Annotated in this window: 13 protein-coding genes and 8 pseudogenes; 9 read left to right on the forward strand and 12 right to left on the reverse strand. The window is 68.9% G+C overall.

Features of this window, described 5'->3' with window-relative positions:
• Window positions 1-11: 11 nt before the first annotated feature.
• Window positions 12-1,577 carry an NAD(P)/FAD-dependent oxidoreductase gene (locus SNR22_RS26855; RefSeq protein WP_320069460.1) on the forward strand — a complete coding sequence of 522 codons (1,566 nt, stop codon included), beginning with the start codon at window positions 12-14 and terminating at the stop codon, window positions 1,575-1,577.
• A 164-nt stretch (window positions 1,578-1,741) separates the two neighbouring features.
• Here the strand turns inward: SNR22_RS26855 and SNR22_RS26860 are convergent, their stop codons facing one another.
• Both SNR22_RS26860 and SNR22_RS26865 read right to left on the reverse strand, forming a co-directional pair.
• Entirely contained in the window at window positions 1,742-3,493 is a 1,752-nt protein-coding gene (locus SNR22_RS26860; RefSeq protein ID WP_320069461.1) for a DnaJ C-terminal domain-containing protein, read from the reverse strand.
• Between the two features lie 50 nt (window positions 3,494-3,543).
• Window positions 3,544-3,948, reverse strand: a complete 405-nt coding sequence (locus SNR22_RS26865) for a hypothetical protein (protein ID WP_320069462.1) — start codon at window positions 3,946-3,948, stop codon at window positions 3,544-3,546.
• Between the two features lie 283 nt (window positions 3,949-4,231).
• On the opposite strand from SNR22_RS26865, the pseudogene SNR22_RS26870 reads away from it, so the two are divergent.
• Window positions 4,232-4,471: pseudogene (locus SNR22_RS26870) on the forward strand (hypothetical protein); the annotation flags it as partial.
• A gap of 2 nt (window positions 4,472-4,473) precedes the next feature.
• Window positions 4,474-4,952 (forward strand): annotated as a pseudogene (locus SNR22_RS26875) (nucleotidyl transferase AbiEii/AbiGii toxin family protein); the annotation flags it as partial.
• Between the two features lie 210 nt (window positions 4,953-5,162).
• Here SNR22_RS26875 and SNR22_RS29510 read toward each other — a convergent pair.
• Window positions 5,163-5,273: pseudogene (locus tag SNR22_RS29510) on the reverse strand (DUF4158 domain-containing protein); the annotation flags it as partial.
• A 68-nt stretch (window positions 5,274-5,341) separates the two neighbouring features.
• Window positions 5,342-5,521, reverse strand: a complete 180-nt coding sequence (locus SNR22_RS26880; RefSeq protein ID WP_320069480.1) for a hypothetical protein — start codon at window positions 5,519-5,521, stop codon at window positions 5,342-5,344.
• Window positions 5,522-5,623: 102 nt separating this feature from the next.
• Between SNR22_RS26880 and SNR22_RS26885 the strand changes: the two genes are divergently transcribed.
• From SNR22_RS26885 to SNR22_RS26895, 3 genes and pseudogenes are all read left to right on the forward strand, one after another.
• On the forward strand, window positions 5,624-5,842 hold the full coding sequence (locus tag SNR22_RS26885) for a hypothetical protein (RefSeq protein WP_320069481.1): 219 nt from the start codon (window positions 5,624-5,626) through the stop codon (window positions 5,840-5,842).
• A gap of 348 nt (window positions 5,843-6,190) precedes the next feature.
• Window positions 6,191-6,396 (forward strand): annotated as a pseudogene (locus tag SNR22_RS26890) (hypothetical protein); the annotation flags it as partial.
• 26 nt (window positions 6,397-6,422) lie between these two features.
• A pseudogene (locus SNR22_RS26895) lies at window positions 6,423-6,653 on the forward strand (hypothetical protein); the annotation flags it as partial.
• 41 nt (window positions 6,654-6,694) lie between these two features.
• Here the strand turns inward: SNR22_RS26895 and SNR22_RS26900 are convergent.
• A pseudogene (locus SNR22_RS26900) lies at window positions 6,695-6,787 on the reverse strand (IS5/IS1182 family transposase); the annotation flags it as partial.
• A 785-nt stretch (window positions 6,788-7,572) separates the two neighbouring features.
• Window positions 7,573-7,773, reverse strand: coding sequence for a hypothetical protein (locus SNR22_RS26905; protein WP_320069463.1), 201 nt, complete (start codon window positions 7,771-7,773; stop codon window positions 7,573-7,575).
• Between the two features lie 508 nt (window positions 7,774-8,281).
• Between SNR22_RS26905 and SNR22_RS26910 the strand changes: the two are divergent.
• Window positions 8,282-9,045, forward strand: a pseudogene (locus SNR22_RS26910) (transposase); the annotation flags it as partial.
• Window positions 9,046-9,308: 263 nt separating this feature from the next.
• Window positions 9,309-11,654: a chitinase C-terminal domain-containing protein gene (locus SNR22_RS26920; RefSeq protein WP_320069464.1), complete on the forward strand. Its 2,346-nt coding sequence runs from the start codon at window positions 9,309-9,311 to the stop codon at window positions 11,652-11,654.
• Window positions 11,655-11,890: 236 nt separating this feature from the next.
• Here SNR22_RS26920 and SNR22_RS26925 read toward each other — a convergent pair whose 3' ends face one another.
• From SNR22_RS26925 to SNR22_RS26940, 4 genes are read right to left on the reverse strand one after another with little or no spacing between them, the layout of a single operon-like run.
• Window positions 11,891-12,121 (reverse strand): alpha-hydroxy-acid oxidizing protein, encoded by a 231-nt coding sequence (locus SNR22_RS26925; RefSeq protein WP_320069465.1) that lies wholly within the window; start codon window positions 12,119-12,121, stop codon window positions 11,891-11,893.
• Window positions 12,122-12,151: 30 nt separating this feature from the next.
• Window positions 12,152-12,649, reverse strand: coding sequence for a hypothetical protein (locus tag SNR22_RS26930; protein ID WP_320069466.1), 498 nt, complete (start codon window positions 12,647-12,649; stop codon window positions 12,152-12,154).
• A 14-nt stretch (window positions 12,650-12,663) separates the two neighbouring features.
• Window positions 12,664-13,539 carry an MFS transporter gene (locus SNR22_RS26935; protein ID WP_320069467.1) on the reverse strand — a complete coding sequence of 292 codons (876 nt, stop codon included), beginning with the start codon at window positions 13,537-13,539 and terminating at the stop codon, window positions 12,664-12,666.
• Window positions 13,536-13,976, reverse strand: a complete 441-nt coding sequence (locus SNR22_RS26940; protein WP_320069468.1) for a hypothetical protein — start codon at window positions 13,974-13,976, stop codon at window positions 13,536-13,538. Before SNR22_RS26940 ends, SNR22_RS26935 begins: the two co-directional genes overlap by 4 nt.
• Before the next feature lie 732 nt (window positions 13,977-14,708).
• Between SNR22_RS26940 and SNR22_RS26945 the strand changes: the two genes are divergently transcribed.
• The gene (locus SNR22_RS26945) at window positions 14,709-15,161 is read left to right on the forward strand and encodes a GNAT family N-acetyltransferase (protein WP_320069469.1); all 453 of its coding nucleotides are present in this window, start codon (window positions 14,709-14,711) and stop codon (window positions 15,159-15,161) included.
• Between the two features lie 204 nt (window positions 15,162-15,365).
• On the opposite strand, the pseudogene SNR22_RS29515 reads toward SNR22_RS26945, so the two are convergent.
• Both SNR22_RS29515 and SNR22_RS26960 read right to left on the reverse strand, forming a co-directional pair.
• Window positions 15,366-15,780, reverse strand: a pseudogene (locus SNR22_RS29515) (hypothetical protein).
• Window positions 15,707-15,976, reverse strand: a complete 270-nt coding sequence (locus SNR22_RS26960) for a hypothetical protein (protein ID WP_320069483.1) — start codon at window positions 15,974-15,976, stop codon at window positions 15,707-15,709. The pseudogene SNR22_RS29515 and the gene SNR22_RS26960 overlap by 74 nt, the downstream one beginning before the upstream one ends.
• Window positions 15,977-16,458: the final 482 nt, after the last annotated feature.

The raw sequence follows: 16,458 nt of genomic DNA on the forward strand, positions 1-16,458 counted from the left end.
GGGAGGGCGACATGGGGTCGGAGACGGATGGCCGGGCGGGGACCGGCGGTACCGGCGGATTGGACGCGGTGGTGGTCGGCTCCGGCCCCAACGGGCTGGCCGCCGCGCTGGTGCTCGCCTCGGCGGGACTGACCGTCCAGGTCTATGAGGCGGCAGACACCATCGGCGGTGGCACCCGCACCGAGGAACTGACCCTGCCCGGGTTCCTGCACGACGTCTGCTCGGCGGTGCACCCGATGGCGCTCGGCTCGCCGTTCTTCCGCGCCTTCGACCTGGCCGCGCACGGCGTACGGCTGCGGCAACCGGAGATCGCGTACGCGCACCCGCTCGACGGTGGCCGGGCGGCGCTGGCCTGGCGGGACCTGGACCGTACCGCCGACGGGCTGGGCCGGGACGGGGCGGCTTGGCTGTCCCTGCTCGGTCCTCTGGTGCGGCGCTGGAAGGGTGTGGTCGACACCGCCATGTCCGACCTGCGTGGGGTGCCCGGCGACCCGCTCGCCGCGCTGTTGCTCGGGATACGCACGCTCGAACAGGGCACGCCGGTGGGGGCGACCCGCTTCCGTGGCGAGGAGGCCGCCGCGCTGATGGCCGGGGTGGCCGCGCACGCCATCGCCCCGCCCCGCCGGCTCGCGCCGGCCGGGGCCGGGCTGTTGCTGGCCACCCTGGGGCACGCGGTCGGCTGGCCGATCCCCGTAGGCGGCAGCCGGACGATCACCGATGCGATGGTGACCCGACTACGGCAGCTCGGCGGTCGGGTGGTGACCGGTGTCCGGATCGACGACCTGGCCGAACTGCCGCCGGCCCGCGCGGTCCTGCTCGACGTCTCGCCCGCCGGGCTGCTGCGCATCGCCGGAAAGCGGCTGCCCGCCGGCTACGCGCGTCGGCTGCGCTCCTTCCGGTACGGCGGGGCCGCGTGCAAGGTGGACTTCGCGCTCGCCGGCCCGGTGCCGTGGGCGGAACCGAACTGCGCCGGCGCCGGCACCCTGCACCTGGTCGGTTCGGCCGCCGAGGCCCAGGCCGCGGAGGCCGCCGTGCTGCGCGGCCGGCACCCGGACCGCCCGTACGTGCTGGCGGTACAGCCCGGTGTCGTCGACCCGAGCCGCGCGCCCGCCGGCCGGCAGGTGCTCTGGACGTACGCGCACGTGCCGAACGGCTCGCCGCGCGACGTCAGCGGCCAGATCGTGGCGCAGGTGGAACGTTTCGCGCCGGGCTTCCGTGACCTGATCCTGGCCACGCACGTCGTACCGGCGGCGCGGGCCGCCGCGCACAACCCGAACTACGTCGGCGGGGACATCTCCGGCGGGGCGGTCACGCCGTGGCAACTGGTGATGCGCCCGGTGCCCCGGTGGGACCCGTACCGGACCCCGCTGCCCGGCGTGTACCTCTGCTCGGCCTCGACCCCGCCGGGCCCGGCCGTGCACGGGATGTCCGGCCTGCACGCCGCCGGGCGGGCGCTGCGGCACCGGTTCGGTGTCCGTACCGACCCGCTCGACCTGCTCCGTTGCCCGGCAGGGGAACCGGTCAGGACCGTGAGCAGGCCACCCGTTGAAGAGGCTGAAGGCCCGAAAGTCGATTGACGGGAGGCTGGGATCAATCTCCCGCTCACCGAGGATCTGGTGCAATCCCTCGTACGGTTGCGCCCGCACGTAGTGCTGCAAGGGCGGCTGGACCGGACCGGGTGTTCTGCCTCAAGCCAACAGCGCCCTCGATAAGACGACCCGTCCGGTTACGCGCCGCGAGGCTAGCGCAGCGTGATGTAGAGGTCGCCGCGCCTGGGGTCAGTCGGCCTGATGTGCGGCACGCCCTGGCCCGGCACCCGGATCCTGGTGCCGGGGTGCGCGCGGGGGGGCACCAGAACCCGGAACGTCGCGCCGTCGAGCCCGACGATTGGCAGGATACCGCCCGTTGCGAGGTCGACGGACGAGCCGTCTAGGGCGCAGTGCAGGTCGTCGCCGATACGAGTGAACCGTTCGTGTGGCAGTTCGTGGATTTCGATGTACAGGTCGCCGCGGGTTCCCCCGTATCGTCCCATTTCGGCCTGTTGTGCCAGCCGGATCCGCATCCCGTCCGCGACGCCAGGCGGGATCTTGACGGTCAGCTTCCGGAGGGTCCTCAGCAGCCCGCTGCCGCCGCAGCCGCGGCAGTCGAGCAGCGCCGGGAGCTCTCCCTCGCAGGTGCTGCACGTGACAGTGGTGTCCATCGTGATCGGCGCTTCGACGCCGAACACGATTTCCTCAAGGCTGAGGTCGAACCGGAGGATCGCGTCCGCCCCGCGGTTCTGCTGCAGCGCGGTGGTGGCGCTCTGCTCCGCGGCAGTCCGCCGATCCGGCGGAATTTGCTCACGCGTGGCGCGTTGTACCAGCGCATGCACGCGGACCTCGCTGGCGTCGTCCGTGAGCGACACCAGGCTAAGCCGCTGCAGGCAGTGCAGCGCGTCGCGGGCGTCGGCTGCGCCGACCTGCGGTCGCACGTGCCGGGACCGCCGCAACGATGCCAGGAACCCGGTGGGGCGCGGGGGCGATCCCCGGCCTTCGTCCAGGTACCGCAGCGCCGCCAGGGTGATGAAGATGTTGGTCGGCACACCGTTGGGGTCTAGGTGGCTGGCCAGCTCCAGCAGCGGCCGGGCCAGTCCGGCCGGGGTCATCGCGTTGGCCAGTTCGATCGACAGCGACCAGGCCGCGGCGACCGTCGCGCGGTGCCCGTCGGGTAGTGCTTGCGGCTCCGGCATGAGTTCGGCCAGCCGCCGTCGCCGGTCGGCGAACCGCTTGCGGTACTCGCCGCAGGTCAGTCCCCGGTCCATCAGATATGCGGAGGCCTGGGCGAGGGCCAGCGGCAGGTAGCCCAGGTCGGTGGCGAGCCCTTCCACGTCTTCGGCGAGGTCAGCCCGGCCGGCCAGCTTGCCACGCAGGTATTTCTCGGCCTCGGCCGGCGTGAAGATGCCCACCTCGACCGGGATGCGGCCGGAGCCCAGCAGCGCTGCGTCCCGACGGCGGGTGGTGACGACGGTCCGGCCGTTCGGCGTTGACGGCGGCCATAGCCCGGCGAGGTCGCCCGGTTCGGTGAGGTCGTCCAGGACCACTAGCCAGCGTCGCCCGGTGTTGGCGAGCCAGGCCAGGAACTCCTCGGCGGCCCGTTGCGGGTCCTGATGGTCGGTTCCGCCGAGGTGGTTGCCTACAAGGGCGTAGGACGACAGGATGCCCGCCCGAGACGTGGCGGTCGTCCAGACGAGCAGGTCCACCGCACCATCGGTCAGCTCCCGCCGGGCGAAGTGGGCGGCGAGTTGAGTCTTGCCGACGCCACCGAGGCCCGACAGCAGCTGGCACACGACAGCGGTGCTACCCGGTGCGGTCGCCGCGTCCAGTGCGGCCGCCACGTCCCGCAGCTGGAAGTGGTCGGCAACCGGAGGAATCGACCCTGACTGGTATGGCCAGTCGACCTGGTTGCGGCCGCCGACCGTGACCGGGCCGTAGAAGGTCCCGACCGCACCGTACATGTCGCGTAGACGTAGGCCGGGCGGATCAGTGGTGCCGGCAGCCGTCGCCTCTACCCGGCTGCCGGCGGTGCTGGGGGGAACTGTGTCCTTTGGTCGAAACTGACCGGTGCATGGAAAGAGCCGACCGCACCGTTAACCGTGTCCACGGTGATGTTCAACTGTGCGGCGCGGGCGGGGTCGGCCAAGGCGAGTAGTTCCCGAGCGGCCGTCAAGATCTGCTGGTCGGCGACCGCGCCGCTGTCGTGTAGGTCCTGGCCGATGCGGGCCTGCCACACCCCAGGCTCGGTCTCGTCGGCCGCCAGTTGCTCCAGGGCAGTGGCCCGTCCGGTGAACCGGCGCTGCAGTGACGCCTTCAACAACTGGTAGCTGTCCTTGACAGCTTCGGTGGCGGTGCCGGCCACCCCGGCGCTCGCGCCGGCCGCGAGCGCCCCCACGATCACGTTGATCTCGTCCACTGGCGGGATACCTCCATCAGATTCGAGGCTGAGCGGGATCGCGGTCAGGCTAAGGAGGTGGGGTGCTGGTGGACGGTGCCGTAGCCGACGCCAGGGATGCGGACGACGCGGGCGTAGCTGATGGCAACCATGGGGCCACTCTACGGCTCGCCCGCTACTCAGCACGGGTGCCTGCAGGGGTCAGATTGCCTCCCGGCCGGAGTGGCCATCCATAGCCCACTACGCACGGGTCGGGTTGGTGTTCCAGCGCCGGGAGACACCCTAGCGACCCGGTCGGAAGAAGCTTCCTCGTCATCTGGACTGGTCAGGCCACACCGAGTACGACCTGAGTCGGCCCGCCCGCCTGGCCAGCATGTACAAGGTGGTACTCACCGAAGCCGGCACGGTCGACGACCTGAACACCTGGCTCAATGCCGACCAGCTCCGGCGACTCTGGCCCACCCTCTGGCTACCACCCCAACTCCGACGACACTGGGAGGAAGCCTTCCCCGAACTCGTCACCACCGACACGAACGCCGCGTAACGATGGATGCCTTCCACGAACTGCTCGCCCGCACCGGGCTCGCCACCGCCCGCCGATACGGTTTCGCTCTCGCCGGCGGCTACGCCGTCCAGGCCGCTGGGCTGCTTGAGCGTCCGAGCGAAGATGTCGACCTGTTCACCGCCTGGGAGCGCCGCGACGAATTCGGCACTGCGGTCACGGCCGTCGTGGACGCCTACCGCGACGATGGCTGACCGTCGACATCGAGCGGCAGTACGACACGTTCGCCCGGCTGACCGTCACCGACGGCGACCGTGCATCCAAGGTGGAACTCGGTGTGGACTGGCGCGCCAACGAACCCATCCTCATGGCGATCGGACCGGTCCTGCACCCCGACGATGCGGTCGCGAACAAGATGAGCGCGCTTTACGGACGAGCGTTTGCCCGTGACTTCATCGACATCGACGCCACGCTCCGATCCGGCCGCTACACCCAGGAAGCTCTCCTCAACCTCGCGCACCAGGGATTCTCGGCGAATCCGACAGTGCGGCGACGCATCCACTTCAGTCAAGTAAGGCCGGACCTGCGGGGACGCGGCCGGACCGGTTCGGATGCTGCCAAAAGTTCACCGGACTTTCGTCACTCTCCGCAAGATCATCTGACTACGGATCAGAAGGTTAGGGGTTCGAGCGGTCCACCGGCCGGTTCACCTTCCCGCCGGCGTGCACCGGCCCACCGCCGCCGGCGCCGCCGACACGAACCCCAACCACGGCAAGGTGCACAACTGCACCGCCGCCCCCAGCACGTCGCGGCCCGTCCGGAAGCGGCGCACGAACGCCTCGTCGCACTGGAAGCTACGGCCGGGCCAACATCAGCCTCAAATGCTTTTTGTCCGGTTAAGTACGGGCAGCATTATTTGCTAGCTATGCTGCGTTCTGTGACGACTATGGGAGTTTCTGCGCTTTCCAGCCGGTTGCGGCAGGTTTCCGCAGCAGCTGCGGCGATGCTGATCAGTGTCGGGCTGGCGGTGATACCGGTGCCCGATTCGGCTGCTGCCCAATCGGGGAGCACCTTGGTGACCGAATCCTTCACGGGGGCGACTGCGGACCCACGTTTCGAGGCGTTCGGATCGGCCTGCCTGACCGGCGCGCTGCCCGGCGCGCCGCCCGGTGGCGGCGCACACCCCCTCGCGGGATGTACACCAACATCGCCACCGCCAGCGGGGTCACTGACACCGGCATCCCGGTCACTGCGGAAGGACGAGCCACGGTCAAGCTGGAATCGGGCGAGCTGCCCGTCACCGGCAGCAACCTGGCCACCCCGCTGACCGCCGGTGCCGTGGCCACCGCGCTCGGCGCACTGCTCGTGCTCGCCAGCGTGCGTAACGTCCGCCGCCGCGTAAGAAGTTCCTGAGCCTCGATCCGTGGCTCGGCCCCGCTCATAGCGGCGTCCGAGCTGGCGGGTGGATGACGAGAGTGCCCTTCTGGGCCGCGATGATCGGGTTGTCAACAGCCCCTGACCTGAGCGGCTCGGAAGGGCACTCTCGAGCCAGCTTCTCTGCCTGGCGCGCGATAGGTTGCACAGTCATGGCCACAATCGCGGATGTCAATTAGAAACTGGACAGCCTCGCCGATCCGCGCCGGGCGGAGGGAGTGAGCCGGTTTCTGCAGATGGTTCCAGAGGCTCTGTTGCATTGGGTGAAAGCATGATCGACTCCAGCTTGCCCGGTGTGGTCTGCTTGGCCGGTGAGATCGTCGTCTCGTGTCCGGTCCTGGTCTCCGCCCGCATACGGCTTTCTTCGGGTTCCGGTTCCCGCCCGAGGTAATCGTTCTGGCGGCCGTTGGTATCTGTGGTTCGACCTCTCCTACCGAGACGTGGAGGAGTACTGGTCGGACAACGCAACAGCGCCGGATCGCGTCACCGCCTACCGGTGGGTGCAGCGGTTCACCCCGCTGGTCAAGCGTGCTTGGCCTAGCCCAATAGGCTTACGGGCATGGACCGGTTCTCCGAGGATGATCTGCACGCGGTCGTCGCCAGGTACGAGGCGACCAGGGCTGCTGCGTTGACCGAGCGGGATGAGCAACTCCGGGCGTTTCACACGGCGGGCTGGCGGCCGGTGGACCTGCAAAGGGTCACCGGGTACAGCCGGGAGACGATTCGCCAGGCGCTACGACCGGAGGTCCGACAGGCGACCAACCTCAGCCGGCGCAAGACTTCCCCCCAGATGTGACGTGCGGGAACCGGTCCGGGCATGACGGTGGCCTGGTACGACTTGGCTGTCTTGTCGTATCGGGTGGCGACGCTGCGGCACTGCTTGAGCCGGTTGAAGCACCGTTCGACGACGTTGCGCTGCTTGTAGAGCTGTGTGTCGAACACTCGCGACCCCAAACCGGTGATCAAGCGCCTGGCCCGAGCAACTCGGTGTGCATCCCGAGGCGCTGCGCAACTGGATCCGCCAACCGGTTGCTGTGATACCGCGAACGACACGCCCTCGCGGTGGTCGGCGAGTACGTGGACCACTTCAATGATCACCGCCCGCATCAAGGCCGGCAACAGTTGCCACCCAACCACGATCCAGCCGGCGTCATCGCGATGGACGCTCCCGTCCAACGCCGACAACGTCTCGGCGGCGTGATCAACGAGTACCACCGGGCAGCTTGGCGAAATCTTCAAAGTGCCAGGTCACGCCCGAACGAGGTTTTGGCACGGTACACGCACCGCACACTCACCGACAGTTTAGACGCAGCCCAGCACAAACCACCGCCGAAACAGACGAGCACCAACGAAGCACCAACGTTCCAGCAGACGGGACCGACGGCCACGAAATGGGAAAGAAAAAGGCCGTGACCCCTGTTATTGCAGGTCACGACCTTGATCACTTGTGCGCCCGAAGGGACTCGAACCCCTAACCCGCCGACCGGCGGCACTCCGACCGCCACGATCGTCGACGCCCAGGGCCGCACCGTCGAGTTACGCGAGCACGCCACCAGAGCTGGGGTCACCGGCGGCTCCACGGCAAAAGCGAAGAGTCAACTGACCGAGTCCTACCGGTAGGACCCTCACGTTGAGACCTACACCGAGTTCGGCGAACCCAACATCAACACTCGGCAACCTCCGGGGGTCTCTACGTGCGGTGGTGGACATCAGGTGTAGAGGACCAGGTGCCAGTGCGGGTTGTGGCTGGCGGAATAGGTGCACGAATAGTCGGAGTAACGCGAGTCCGGCCGGTCGACTGCGTTGCTGCCGGCCTGGTAGCAGGCGGTGCTGGAGGTGAACCACCCGCCGTTCACCGGGGCGGCGCTTGCGGGGGCCGCCGTCGTCAGCGACACGGCGCCAGCGACCATCGCACTGAAAATGCCCAGACGTGTGGCTAATTTCCCAATCTTGGTCATGACATTCCTTTCCTCCCTCGATTCCGAGACCGCGCCAGTGTACCGAATGCGCACGGTTCCGGAATCAGTTCCGTTCCTCCTTTATACACGGGTGCAATGGGAGTACACAAGAGAAGCGGTGCGGCCGCAGGTGGAGTGAGGTGATCTCAACAGCCATCCGGGCTCAGTTCGGGATGACACGGGCAACGCGTTCAAAACGGATGGCGCAGAGACAGGGCGTGGGGCCCCCGACAGGTTCTTGCGACGGATCTGATCTGCCAGGAAGGACCCCACGTGATTGCCTATCGGGCCATCCTGGACGTCCCCAGGAAACTCGTACAGCACGTGGCGCGGCTGCTAGCCTCGGCCCTTCGTTAAGGGCTGTCCAAGGAGTGGACCGAGAACGAAGAAGTGCCTCCTGATCAGGGAAAATAGGGCTTGTCGAGAGTCCTGTTAACCCGTCACGGAAGGCACTTGCTGGGTGAAGGCTATCGCAACACGTCCGAAGATCATTGTTACCGGGGCGGCCGGGGCGTGGTCGGTCACGCCGGTGCCCGGTTGCTCGCCGACCTCGCTGATGTGACCGGGTTGACCAGCGCATTCAGTGAGGCCCTGGCCGGGCTGCGGCAACAGCAGGGCGGACACGACCCGGGCCGGATCGCTGCCGATCTGGCGGTGATGCTGGCCGACGGCGGCGAGGCCATCGCGGACCTGGCGGCGCTGCGTGACCAGGCCGGCCTGTTCGGGCCGGTCGCCTCGGACCCGACCGCCTGGCGGCTGTTGTCGCAGGTGGACGAGTCGGTGCTGGCCGAGCTGCGGTCCGCCCGGGCCCGAGCCCGCGAGGTCGCCTGGGCCCAGCATGCCGCCACCCGCGGTGACCGGCCGCAGTCCTGCGCTGCCGGCCGGCCGGTCGACGGACTGGTGCTGGACATCGACGCGACGATCGTGCTCTGCCGCTCCGAGAAGGAATCGGCGACCCGCACCTGGAAGAAGACCTTCGGCTTCCACCCGTTGCTGTGCTTCCTGGACAACACCGGCGAAGCCCTCGCCGGCATGCTGCGACCCGGCCGGGCCGGGTCGAACACCACCGCCGATCACATCACCGTGCTCGACCAAGCCCTCGCCCAGATCCCCGACCAGCATCGGTATGGCACCCCGATCCTGCTACGCGCCGATTCGGCCGGTTCCAGCCACGGCTTCCTCGCCCACCTCAGATCCTGCAACTCCTCCACATCCCGGGTACGAGAGGTTGAACCGCAGGTACCAACGGACCGCCAGCACGATCACCTCAGGCGGGAACGGAACCCGACAAACGCCGACGTCGGCGGGGACCCGAACCGGACACGGGACGGCGACCACACCGGCTAAGCAGACCACACCGGGCAATCCGGAGTCGATCATGCTTTCGCCCAACGCAACAGACCCACCCCTTGTGCCGGCATCGATGTCGGCATATATTTGGCTGCACTACTGTTAACTTTCTTTACTGAATATTGGAGGGGCATCCCATGCGACGGAGGCGACTACCGCATCTCATCGCCACGGCCGCCGCCAGCCTGCTGATGGTGCCGGCGGTCGTGGCACTGGCAGGTCAGGCGAGTTCCGCCGAGGTGGACCACGCGCAGTGCCGACCGGACGGGCTCTACCAGACGCCCGGCGTCACCACGCCCTACTGCGACGTCTACGACACCGATGGTCGCGAGGTCATGGGCGCCGACCACAAGCGACGGATCATCGGCTACTTCACCAGCTGGCGCACTGGCAAGAACGGCGCACCGGCATACCTAGCGAACCAGATCCCGTGGGACAAGATCACTCACATCAACTACGCGTTCGCCCACGTTGACCCGGCGAACAAGATCTCCATCGGTTCGCCCACCGCGCCCAACAACCCGGCCACCAACATGACCTGGCCCGGTGTGTCTGGCGCGGAGATGGATCCGGCGTACTCCTACACCGGCCACTTCAACCTGCTCAACAAGTTCAAGAAGCAGCACCCGGACGTGAAGACGCTGGTCAGCGTGGGCGGCTGGGCCGAGACCGGCGGCTACATCGAGGCCAACGGCACCCGGATCGACTCCGGGGGCTTCTACCGGATGACCACGACCGGCAGCAACACCGTCAACACCGCCGGCATCAACACGTTCGCCGACTCGGTGGTCACCTTCCTGCGCACGTACGGCCTCGACGGCGTGGACATCGACTACGAGTACCCGACGTCGAACAACAAGGCCGGCCACCCGCTGGACTTCGCCCAGGCCGACGCCAAACGGGTCGGCCTGAACGCCTCCTACCAGGTGCTCATGCGGACCCTGCGGGAGAAGCTCGACGCTGCCGCGGCGGCCGACGGCAAGTACTACATGGTCACCGTCGCCGCGCCCGCCTCCGGCTGGCTGCTGCGCGGCATGGAGTCGTACCAGACGTTGCAGTACCTGGACTACGTCAACATCATGAGCTACGACCTGCACGGGGCCTGGAACCACTTCGTCGGCCCGAACGCCGCCCTCTACGACGACGGGCAGGACGCCGAACTCGCCGCCGGCGGCGTGTACGGGGCGTACCAGAACATCGGATACCTCAACACCGACTGGGCGTACCACTACTTCCGGGGCGCGATGCAATCCGGCCGAATCAACATCGGCGTGCCCTACTACACGCGCGGCTGGCGGGGCGTGACCGGCGGCAGCAACGGACTGTGGGGCCGGGCCGCGCTGCCCGACCAGACCAAGTGTCCCGCCGGAACAGGAGGGACGGTCGGATCGACCACCCCGTGCGGCAACGGCGCGATCGGCATCGACAACGTCTGGCACGACCTGGAGAACGGTGCCGAGGTGGCGGGCGGAGCCAACCCGATGTGGCACGCGAAGAACCTCCAGGACGGGCGCAGCGGCAGCTACCTGGAGGCGTACGGGTTGACCCCGCAGACCGACCCGACCGACGTGCTGACCGGCAGCTACACCCGCCACTACTCGTCCAGCCTGGTCGCGCCGTGGTTGTGGAACTCCCAGAAGCAGGTCTACCTGTCCACGGAGGACGAACAGTCGATCGCCTCGAAGGCGGACTACGTCGTGGCCAAGGGCCTCGGCGGCATCATGATCTGGGAGCTGGCCGGCGACTACGCGTGGAACGCTCAGCGCGGCGAATACTACATGGGCAACACCATGACCAACCTGGTCTACGACAAGTTCCAGACCGCCAGCCCGTACGGGGAGCGGAAGGCGAAGATCGCCATGCCGACCCAGACGCTAAACGTCGCGGCGACAATGGGCGGCTTCGCGCTCGGCGACAACAACTACCCGATCAACCCCGAACTGCGCCTGACCAACAACTCGGGTGCCACCATCCCCGCCGGTGCCCAGCTCGAGTTCGACTACCCCACCTCCGCACCCGGCACGCTCGGACAGCAGTCCGGGTGGGCGCTGTCCGTGGTGTCAGCCGGCCACACCGGCAGCAACGTCGGCGGACTGAAGGGCGACTTCCACCGGGTACGGCTCAACGTGCCGTCGGCCATCGCACCAGGCTCGTTCGCCGAGGTCACCCTCAACTACAGCCTGCCGATCGCCGGCCCATCGAACTTCACGCTCAGCTTCGGCGGCCAGACCTACGCCCTGACGGCCGACCACGCCCGCGGCGCGGTCACTCCGTCGCCCACGGCATCCGCGTCGCCCACGGTATCGACGTCCCCCACCTCCGGCACCTGCTCCGCCCCGACGTGGAACCCGACGACCGTCTACACCGGCGGCCAGCAGGTCTCGCACGAGGGACACCGCTACCGGGCCAAGTGGTGGACGCAGGGCGACAACCCGGCCAACAGCGGGCAGTGGGGCCCCTGGGACTCGCAGGGCCCCTGCTGACCGAGGAGCGCTCCTGATCCCGCAGGGTCAGGGCTGATGCGAAGGCGGGTGCCTCCCTGGGGCACCCGCCTTTCACTCACTCCTGCCGGTCGCGCTGGTCAGGCACAGCCGCGCCGCGCCACCCAGGTGACGCGTCCGGGCCCGGCAGATCGCCATGTCGCCCCACTGCGCCGCGCCTATGGGGAGACGATGATCTCGCAACAGACCCGCCTGACCCACACCGTGAACGTTCGTGGTCAGAGCACTAGCTCCGCGTCGGGGTGGAACAGCTGATGCGCGGCGGTCGGCGCAAGCAGTACCGGGTACGGCAGGTCGCTCCCGTACAGGGTGGTGCCGGGGTCCGCGCCGGCGTGCCCGGTCAGCACCCGGGGCAGCAGCCCGAGCCGGTGGTAGGCCTGCTCGTTGCGGCGCAGGCTGTGCTCGTCGGCGGCGCCCTCCAGGTAGTCGACCACTTCCGGCGCCAGCACCCGGTGCGCGGCGGTGCGATACCCGCCCGCTCACACCGTCGGCCCGGTGGTCGCGCGTGAGCGGATCTGGAACTCCAGCAGCTCCACCGCCTGGCGGGCGGCGGCCAACGCGGCGCCCGGGCTGTCCGACACCGCCCGCGCGTACGCGATCCGGTCGTCGGACGACGCCAGCGCGGCGAGTTTCGCACCGGGCTCGACCAGCAGTCGCACCTCGGTGACCCCGGGCACCTCGGCGGCCAGCTCGGTGCCCTCGACGGCGGTCAGGACCCCGGCGGCCGGCGCGGCGGCGAACCAGATGGCCGAGGACCGCCCGGCCGGCGCCGCAGCGAGCGACGTGCGCAGCTGTGGCAGCACCTCCTCGCCGACCGTCTGCCGGACGACGTACTCGGCCAGTTCCACCCCGGTGGCGTCGTGCGCCAGCGCCGGGATCTCATCGCCGCCCATCCGGACGTGCGTCTCGATCACCCGCGGGCCGTCGGCGGTCAGCACCACCTCGGTGTGGGTGGCCCCGAACTCCACCCCGAGCACGTCGAGGGTCCGCTCTACCAGGCTGTCCAGCCGGGCGCGCGCAGCCGCAGTGCCCCCGCGCTGTCGGTGGCGAAGCGGGCCACCCAGACTTGCAACACCACGGTCAGCACGGTGTTCACCGCCATCAGCACCGGCACCCAGGCAGCCGGCACCCCGGTGTGGCTCAGGATCCAGACCGGCAGGAGCACGATGAGCACGGTGTCGTACAGCGACAGGAAGCCGTTGCCGACGGTGAACACCATGAACCAGCGGTCGCGCAGCGGCGAGCGGTCGGGATCGGCGGGCCGGGCCGGCGGGGCCGGCACCCGGGCGGCCTCGGCGTGCCGCAGCGCTGCCCGGGCCAGCAGGGCGATGATCATGAACGACACGCCGTTGCCCAGGAACAGCGCGGTGAACGCGGCGGGCCGGTCGGTGGCGAACGCCACGCCGGCCAGCAGGAACCCGAGGGTCAGGCCGACGTTGCGGACGGCCCGGATGGCCGCCATGGTCCGGGTCCGGTCCCGGTTGCCGGCCACCACGGTCACCACTGCCTGCTGTAACGGGGAACCGGCCCGGTCGGCCGCGGTCAGCAGCACGGTCAGCACCAGGAAGCCGGCGAAGCCGTCGATCAACGCGTAGCAGCCGTACCCGACCCCGCGCAGCACCAACAGCGCGACGTAGAACCGGCCGACACCGACCCGATCGGCGAGCCGCCCGATCGGCACCGGGACCAGCAGGGCGACGGCCCCGGCCAGGGTGACCACCAGCGCCACCTGCCCGGCGGGCAGCCCCACCACCCCGACGAAGTACAGCGTGGACGAGGCGAAGAACATGCCGGTGCCGAGCGAGTCGATTCCGGTGCCGATGGTCAGCAGCCGGCTGGGCCGGTCGCGGGGCAGCAGACCGATCATCCGGCGTCACCGTCCCCGGTGGACGGCGCGAACGCCCGCACCAGCTCGGCCGAGCGACGCACGTGGGTCGGGGTGGCCGCCTCGGGCGCGGGCCGGCGCAGGTGATTCCAGGCGTACCGGCGGGCGGAGTTGACGAGCAAGTCCGCGGTGCCGGCCGCCGCCTCGTCCGCCATGCGCCACGCAGCCGCGAGCCGGCCCTCCGGTACGGGTCCCAGCAGGCCGCGGGCCCGTGCGGCGGCGGCGTCGTAACCCGCCGCGCCGGTGAGCAGGATCAACGCCCGCGCGGCGAGCCGGTGCCGTGCGGCCCGGTCGGCGGTACGGGGGCCCGCCCGGTCCGCGTCCACCGAGCCGACGTACGCCAGGCACGCCGCGGTGACCTCGGCGGCGTCGCCGTGGGCGGTGGCCGGCAACCGGTGCCTTGAGAAGTGAGTCAACACCGCGCGTGACCAACGGTCGCGCGGGCCGTTCCGGCGGGGTTTCCCGAAGCTGCGGGCGACACCCGGAACACGGCTGCACGCAGGCACGACACCGCTCCGCTTCGGTCGCTGGGAAGGGGGCCGGGAAGGGGCGGGCCGTGCGGGACGGTTGTCACGCAGGTCAGGGCGGTGTGGAGCGACTCGGTCCGATAGCCGACCGCGCCGTGCGCCGCGGGTATCACGTCGCCGGATCTCGATGGACCACGGCGTTCCGTCTGGTAGCGCCAGGACGGGTGCCGTGGTGCCCGACATCCCACTTTCTTATCGGAGCGCGGAGCGGGCAATACGCTTGCCGACGTTTTCGTAGGATGTGCTGCGGACTACATGGGGACTGCATGCGACGGTCTTTCGGCAATGCGCTTGCCGGCGCCGCCGCCGGCGCCGCCGCCGGCGCCGGCGCGCCTCGCTCGGGTCGGCACGGTGACATGCCGGAAGGAAATCCTGGTGATTTACTGACCGGCCGATCGCAGCATGACGGGTGTCCCGATCCGGAAACGGGACGCGGCTCGGAACGGTGCCGCAGAGGGCGAATAAGCCGGACCGGGAACAGTGGAATGCGCCGGCTGGGAGGGCGCCGGCCGCGATCGTGAACGCCGGGGCCGGCGCCCGGGCGGCAGGTCCTTCGCACGGTCGGCTGCGGCCGCCCGGTAGGGTGGCCCGCTCCGCCGTCATCGATCGAGTGGGAGTGACGACATGGGGGACCTGACCATCCGGCGCGCCGTTGCGGCCGACGTACCCGCCATCGTGGCGATGCTCGCCGACGACCCGCTGGGTGCCACCCGGGAGAGCCCGGACGATCCCGCCCCGTACACGGCCGCGTACGTCGTAATCGACGCGGACCCGCACCAGATGCTGGCCGTGGCGGAGCGCAACGGCCAGGTGGTCGGCACCCTCCAGTTGACCTTCCTGTCCGGCCTGGCCCGGCGCGGCGCCACCCGGGCGCAGATCGAGGCGGTCCGGGTGGCGTCCGGCGAGCGCGGGTCCGGCCTCGGCGCTACGCTGATGGAGTGGGCGGTGGAGCAGGCCCGCGACCGCGGCTGCGGCCTGGTGCAGCTGACCTCGGACACCAGCCGCACCGATGCGCACCGTTTCTACGAGCGCCTCGGATTCAAGGCCAGCCATGTGGGCTTCAAGCTCGACCTCTGACCTCTGACCTCTGACCTCTGACCTCTGACCGCGCCCCGCCGGCCCAGCCGTCCGCGTGGGTTCAGCCAAACTGACGGTCTTTCAGCGGAACCCGAGGGTCCGTCATCATCGACTATTGAGACCCGACCGCCGGTATCGTGCACGTCAACCGGCGCTGTTGCATTGGTGGATCGTGGGCAGGCAAGCCGCGTCAGCAGGCACTGGTCAGATCGCGTGGGCGAGTTCGGTGAACGCGGCGGCCACCCGGGTCGCGGGTGGGGCGTCGGTGGCGAGTTCGTAGTGGCCGCGTCGGAGGTTCTTCACGAAGGCGTGGCCGGTGATGATCGTCTGGGCGGCGCGGTCGGAACGGAGTCCGCGCATCGGTCTGAGCCGGCGAGCACCCTCGGGTAAAGCGGGCGGCGTCGGCCAGCAGCGGGGTGAACCGCTGCGCCCACCGGTAGACCGTGACGTGATCCACCTCGACACCGCGTTCGACCAGCAGTTCCTCCACATCCCGGTACGAGAGGTTGAACCGCAGGTACCAACGGACCGCCAGCACGATCACCTCAGGCGGGAACCGCAACCCGACGAACGCCGACGGCGACGGGGAGCCGAACCGGACACGAGACGACGACCTCACCGGCCAAGCAGACCCCACCGGGCAAGCCGGAGTCGATCATGCTTTCGCCCAACGCAACAGAGCCCTCGGCGCGTCCACCGATCCGACAACGCAACAGAGCCGGCGTGGCTCTCTGTGCGACTACCACTCGGCGGTGGAAATCGCGCTCGGCGAAATTATCGACGTAGATCATGGTGCGGCCGTCGTTGACGTGCACGCGTCGGTCCCCGCCGGGTGTAGTGCCTGTTCCGGGTCGTACGGCACGCGAAGGTTCTGTTGGTTCCGACCGATTGCCGACTTTACGTGAAGCGTATGTGGACCGTGCTCTTGCGTTCGTTCTGCACGGGGCACACTTTGATCATTCGGTGAAGCTGTTGAGTGAAATTCCTGCAGGGGCTTCCACTGTTGTACCGCTCCGCCGGAGCCAGCATCGGTCGGATATTTCCCGACATGATTATATTCCTAATATAGAACTCATGATTAACGCTGAGTCGAACACGTGAACACCCCTTGACGTTTGCGGTGCGGCGTCTGAGAATTGAGAATGCCCGGGGGCGGGGGAGAGGTAAAAATCAGGGCTGATCACCGAAGCGGGTGGCGAACGATGCCGAAGAGGTCATGTCGAGCCTGTCAACACCCGGCAGACGATCCGCCTACCACTCGTTAGGCATTATCACGGCACGTCGGAATTGGCGACAT

It is taken from the genome of Micromonospora sp. RTGN7, assembly GCF_033804645.1.
Classification (GTDB): Bacteria; Actinomycetota; Actinomycetes; order Mycobacteriales; family Micromonosporaceae; genus Micromonospora.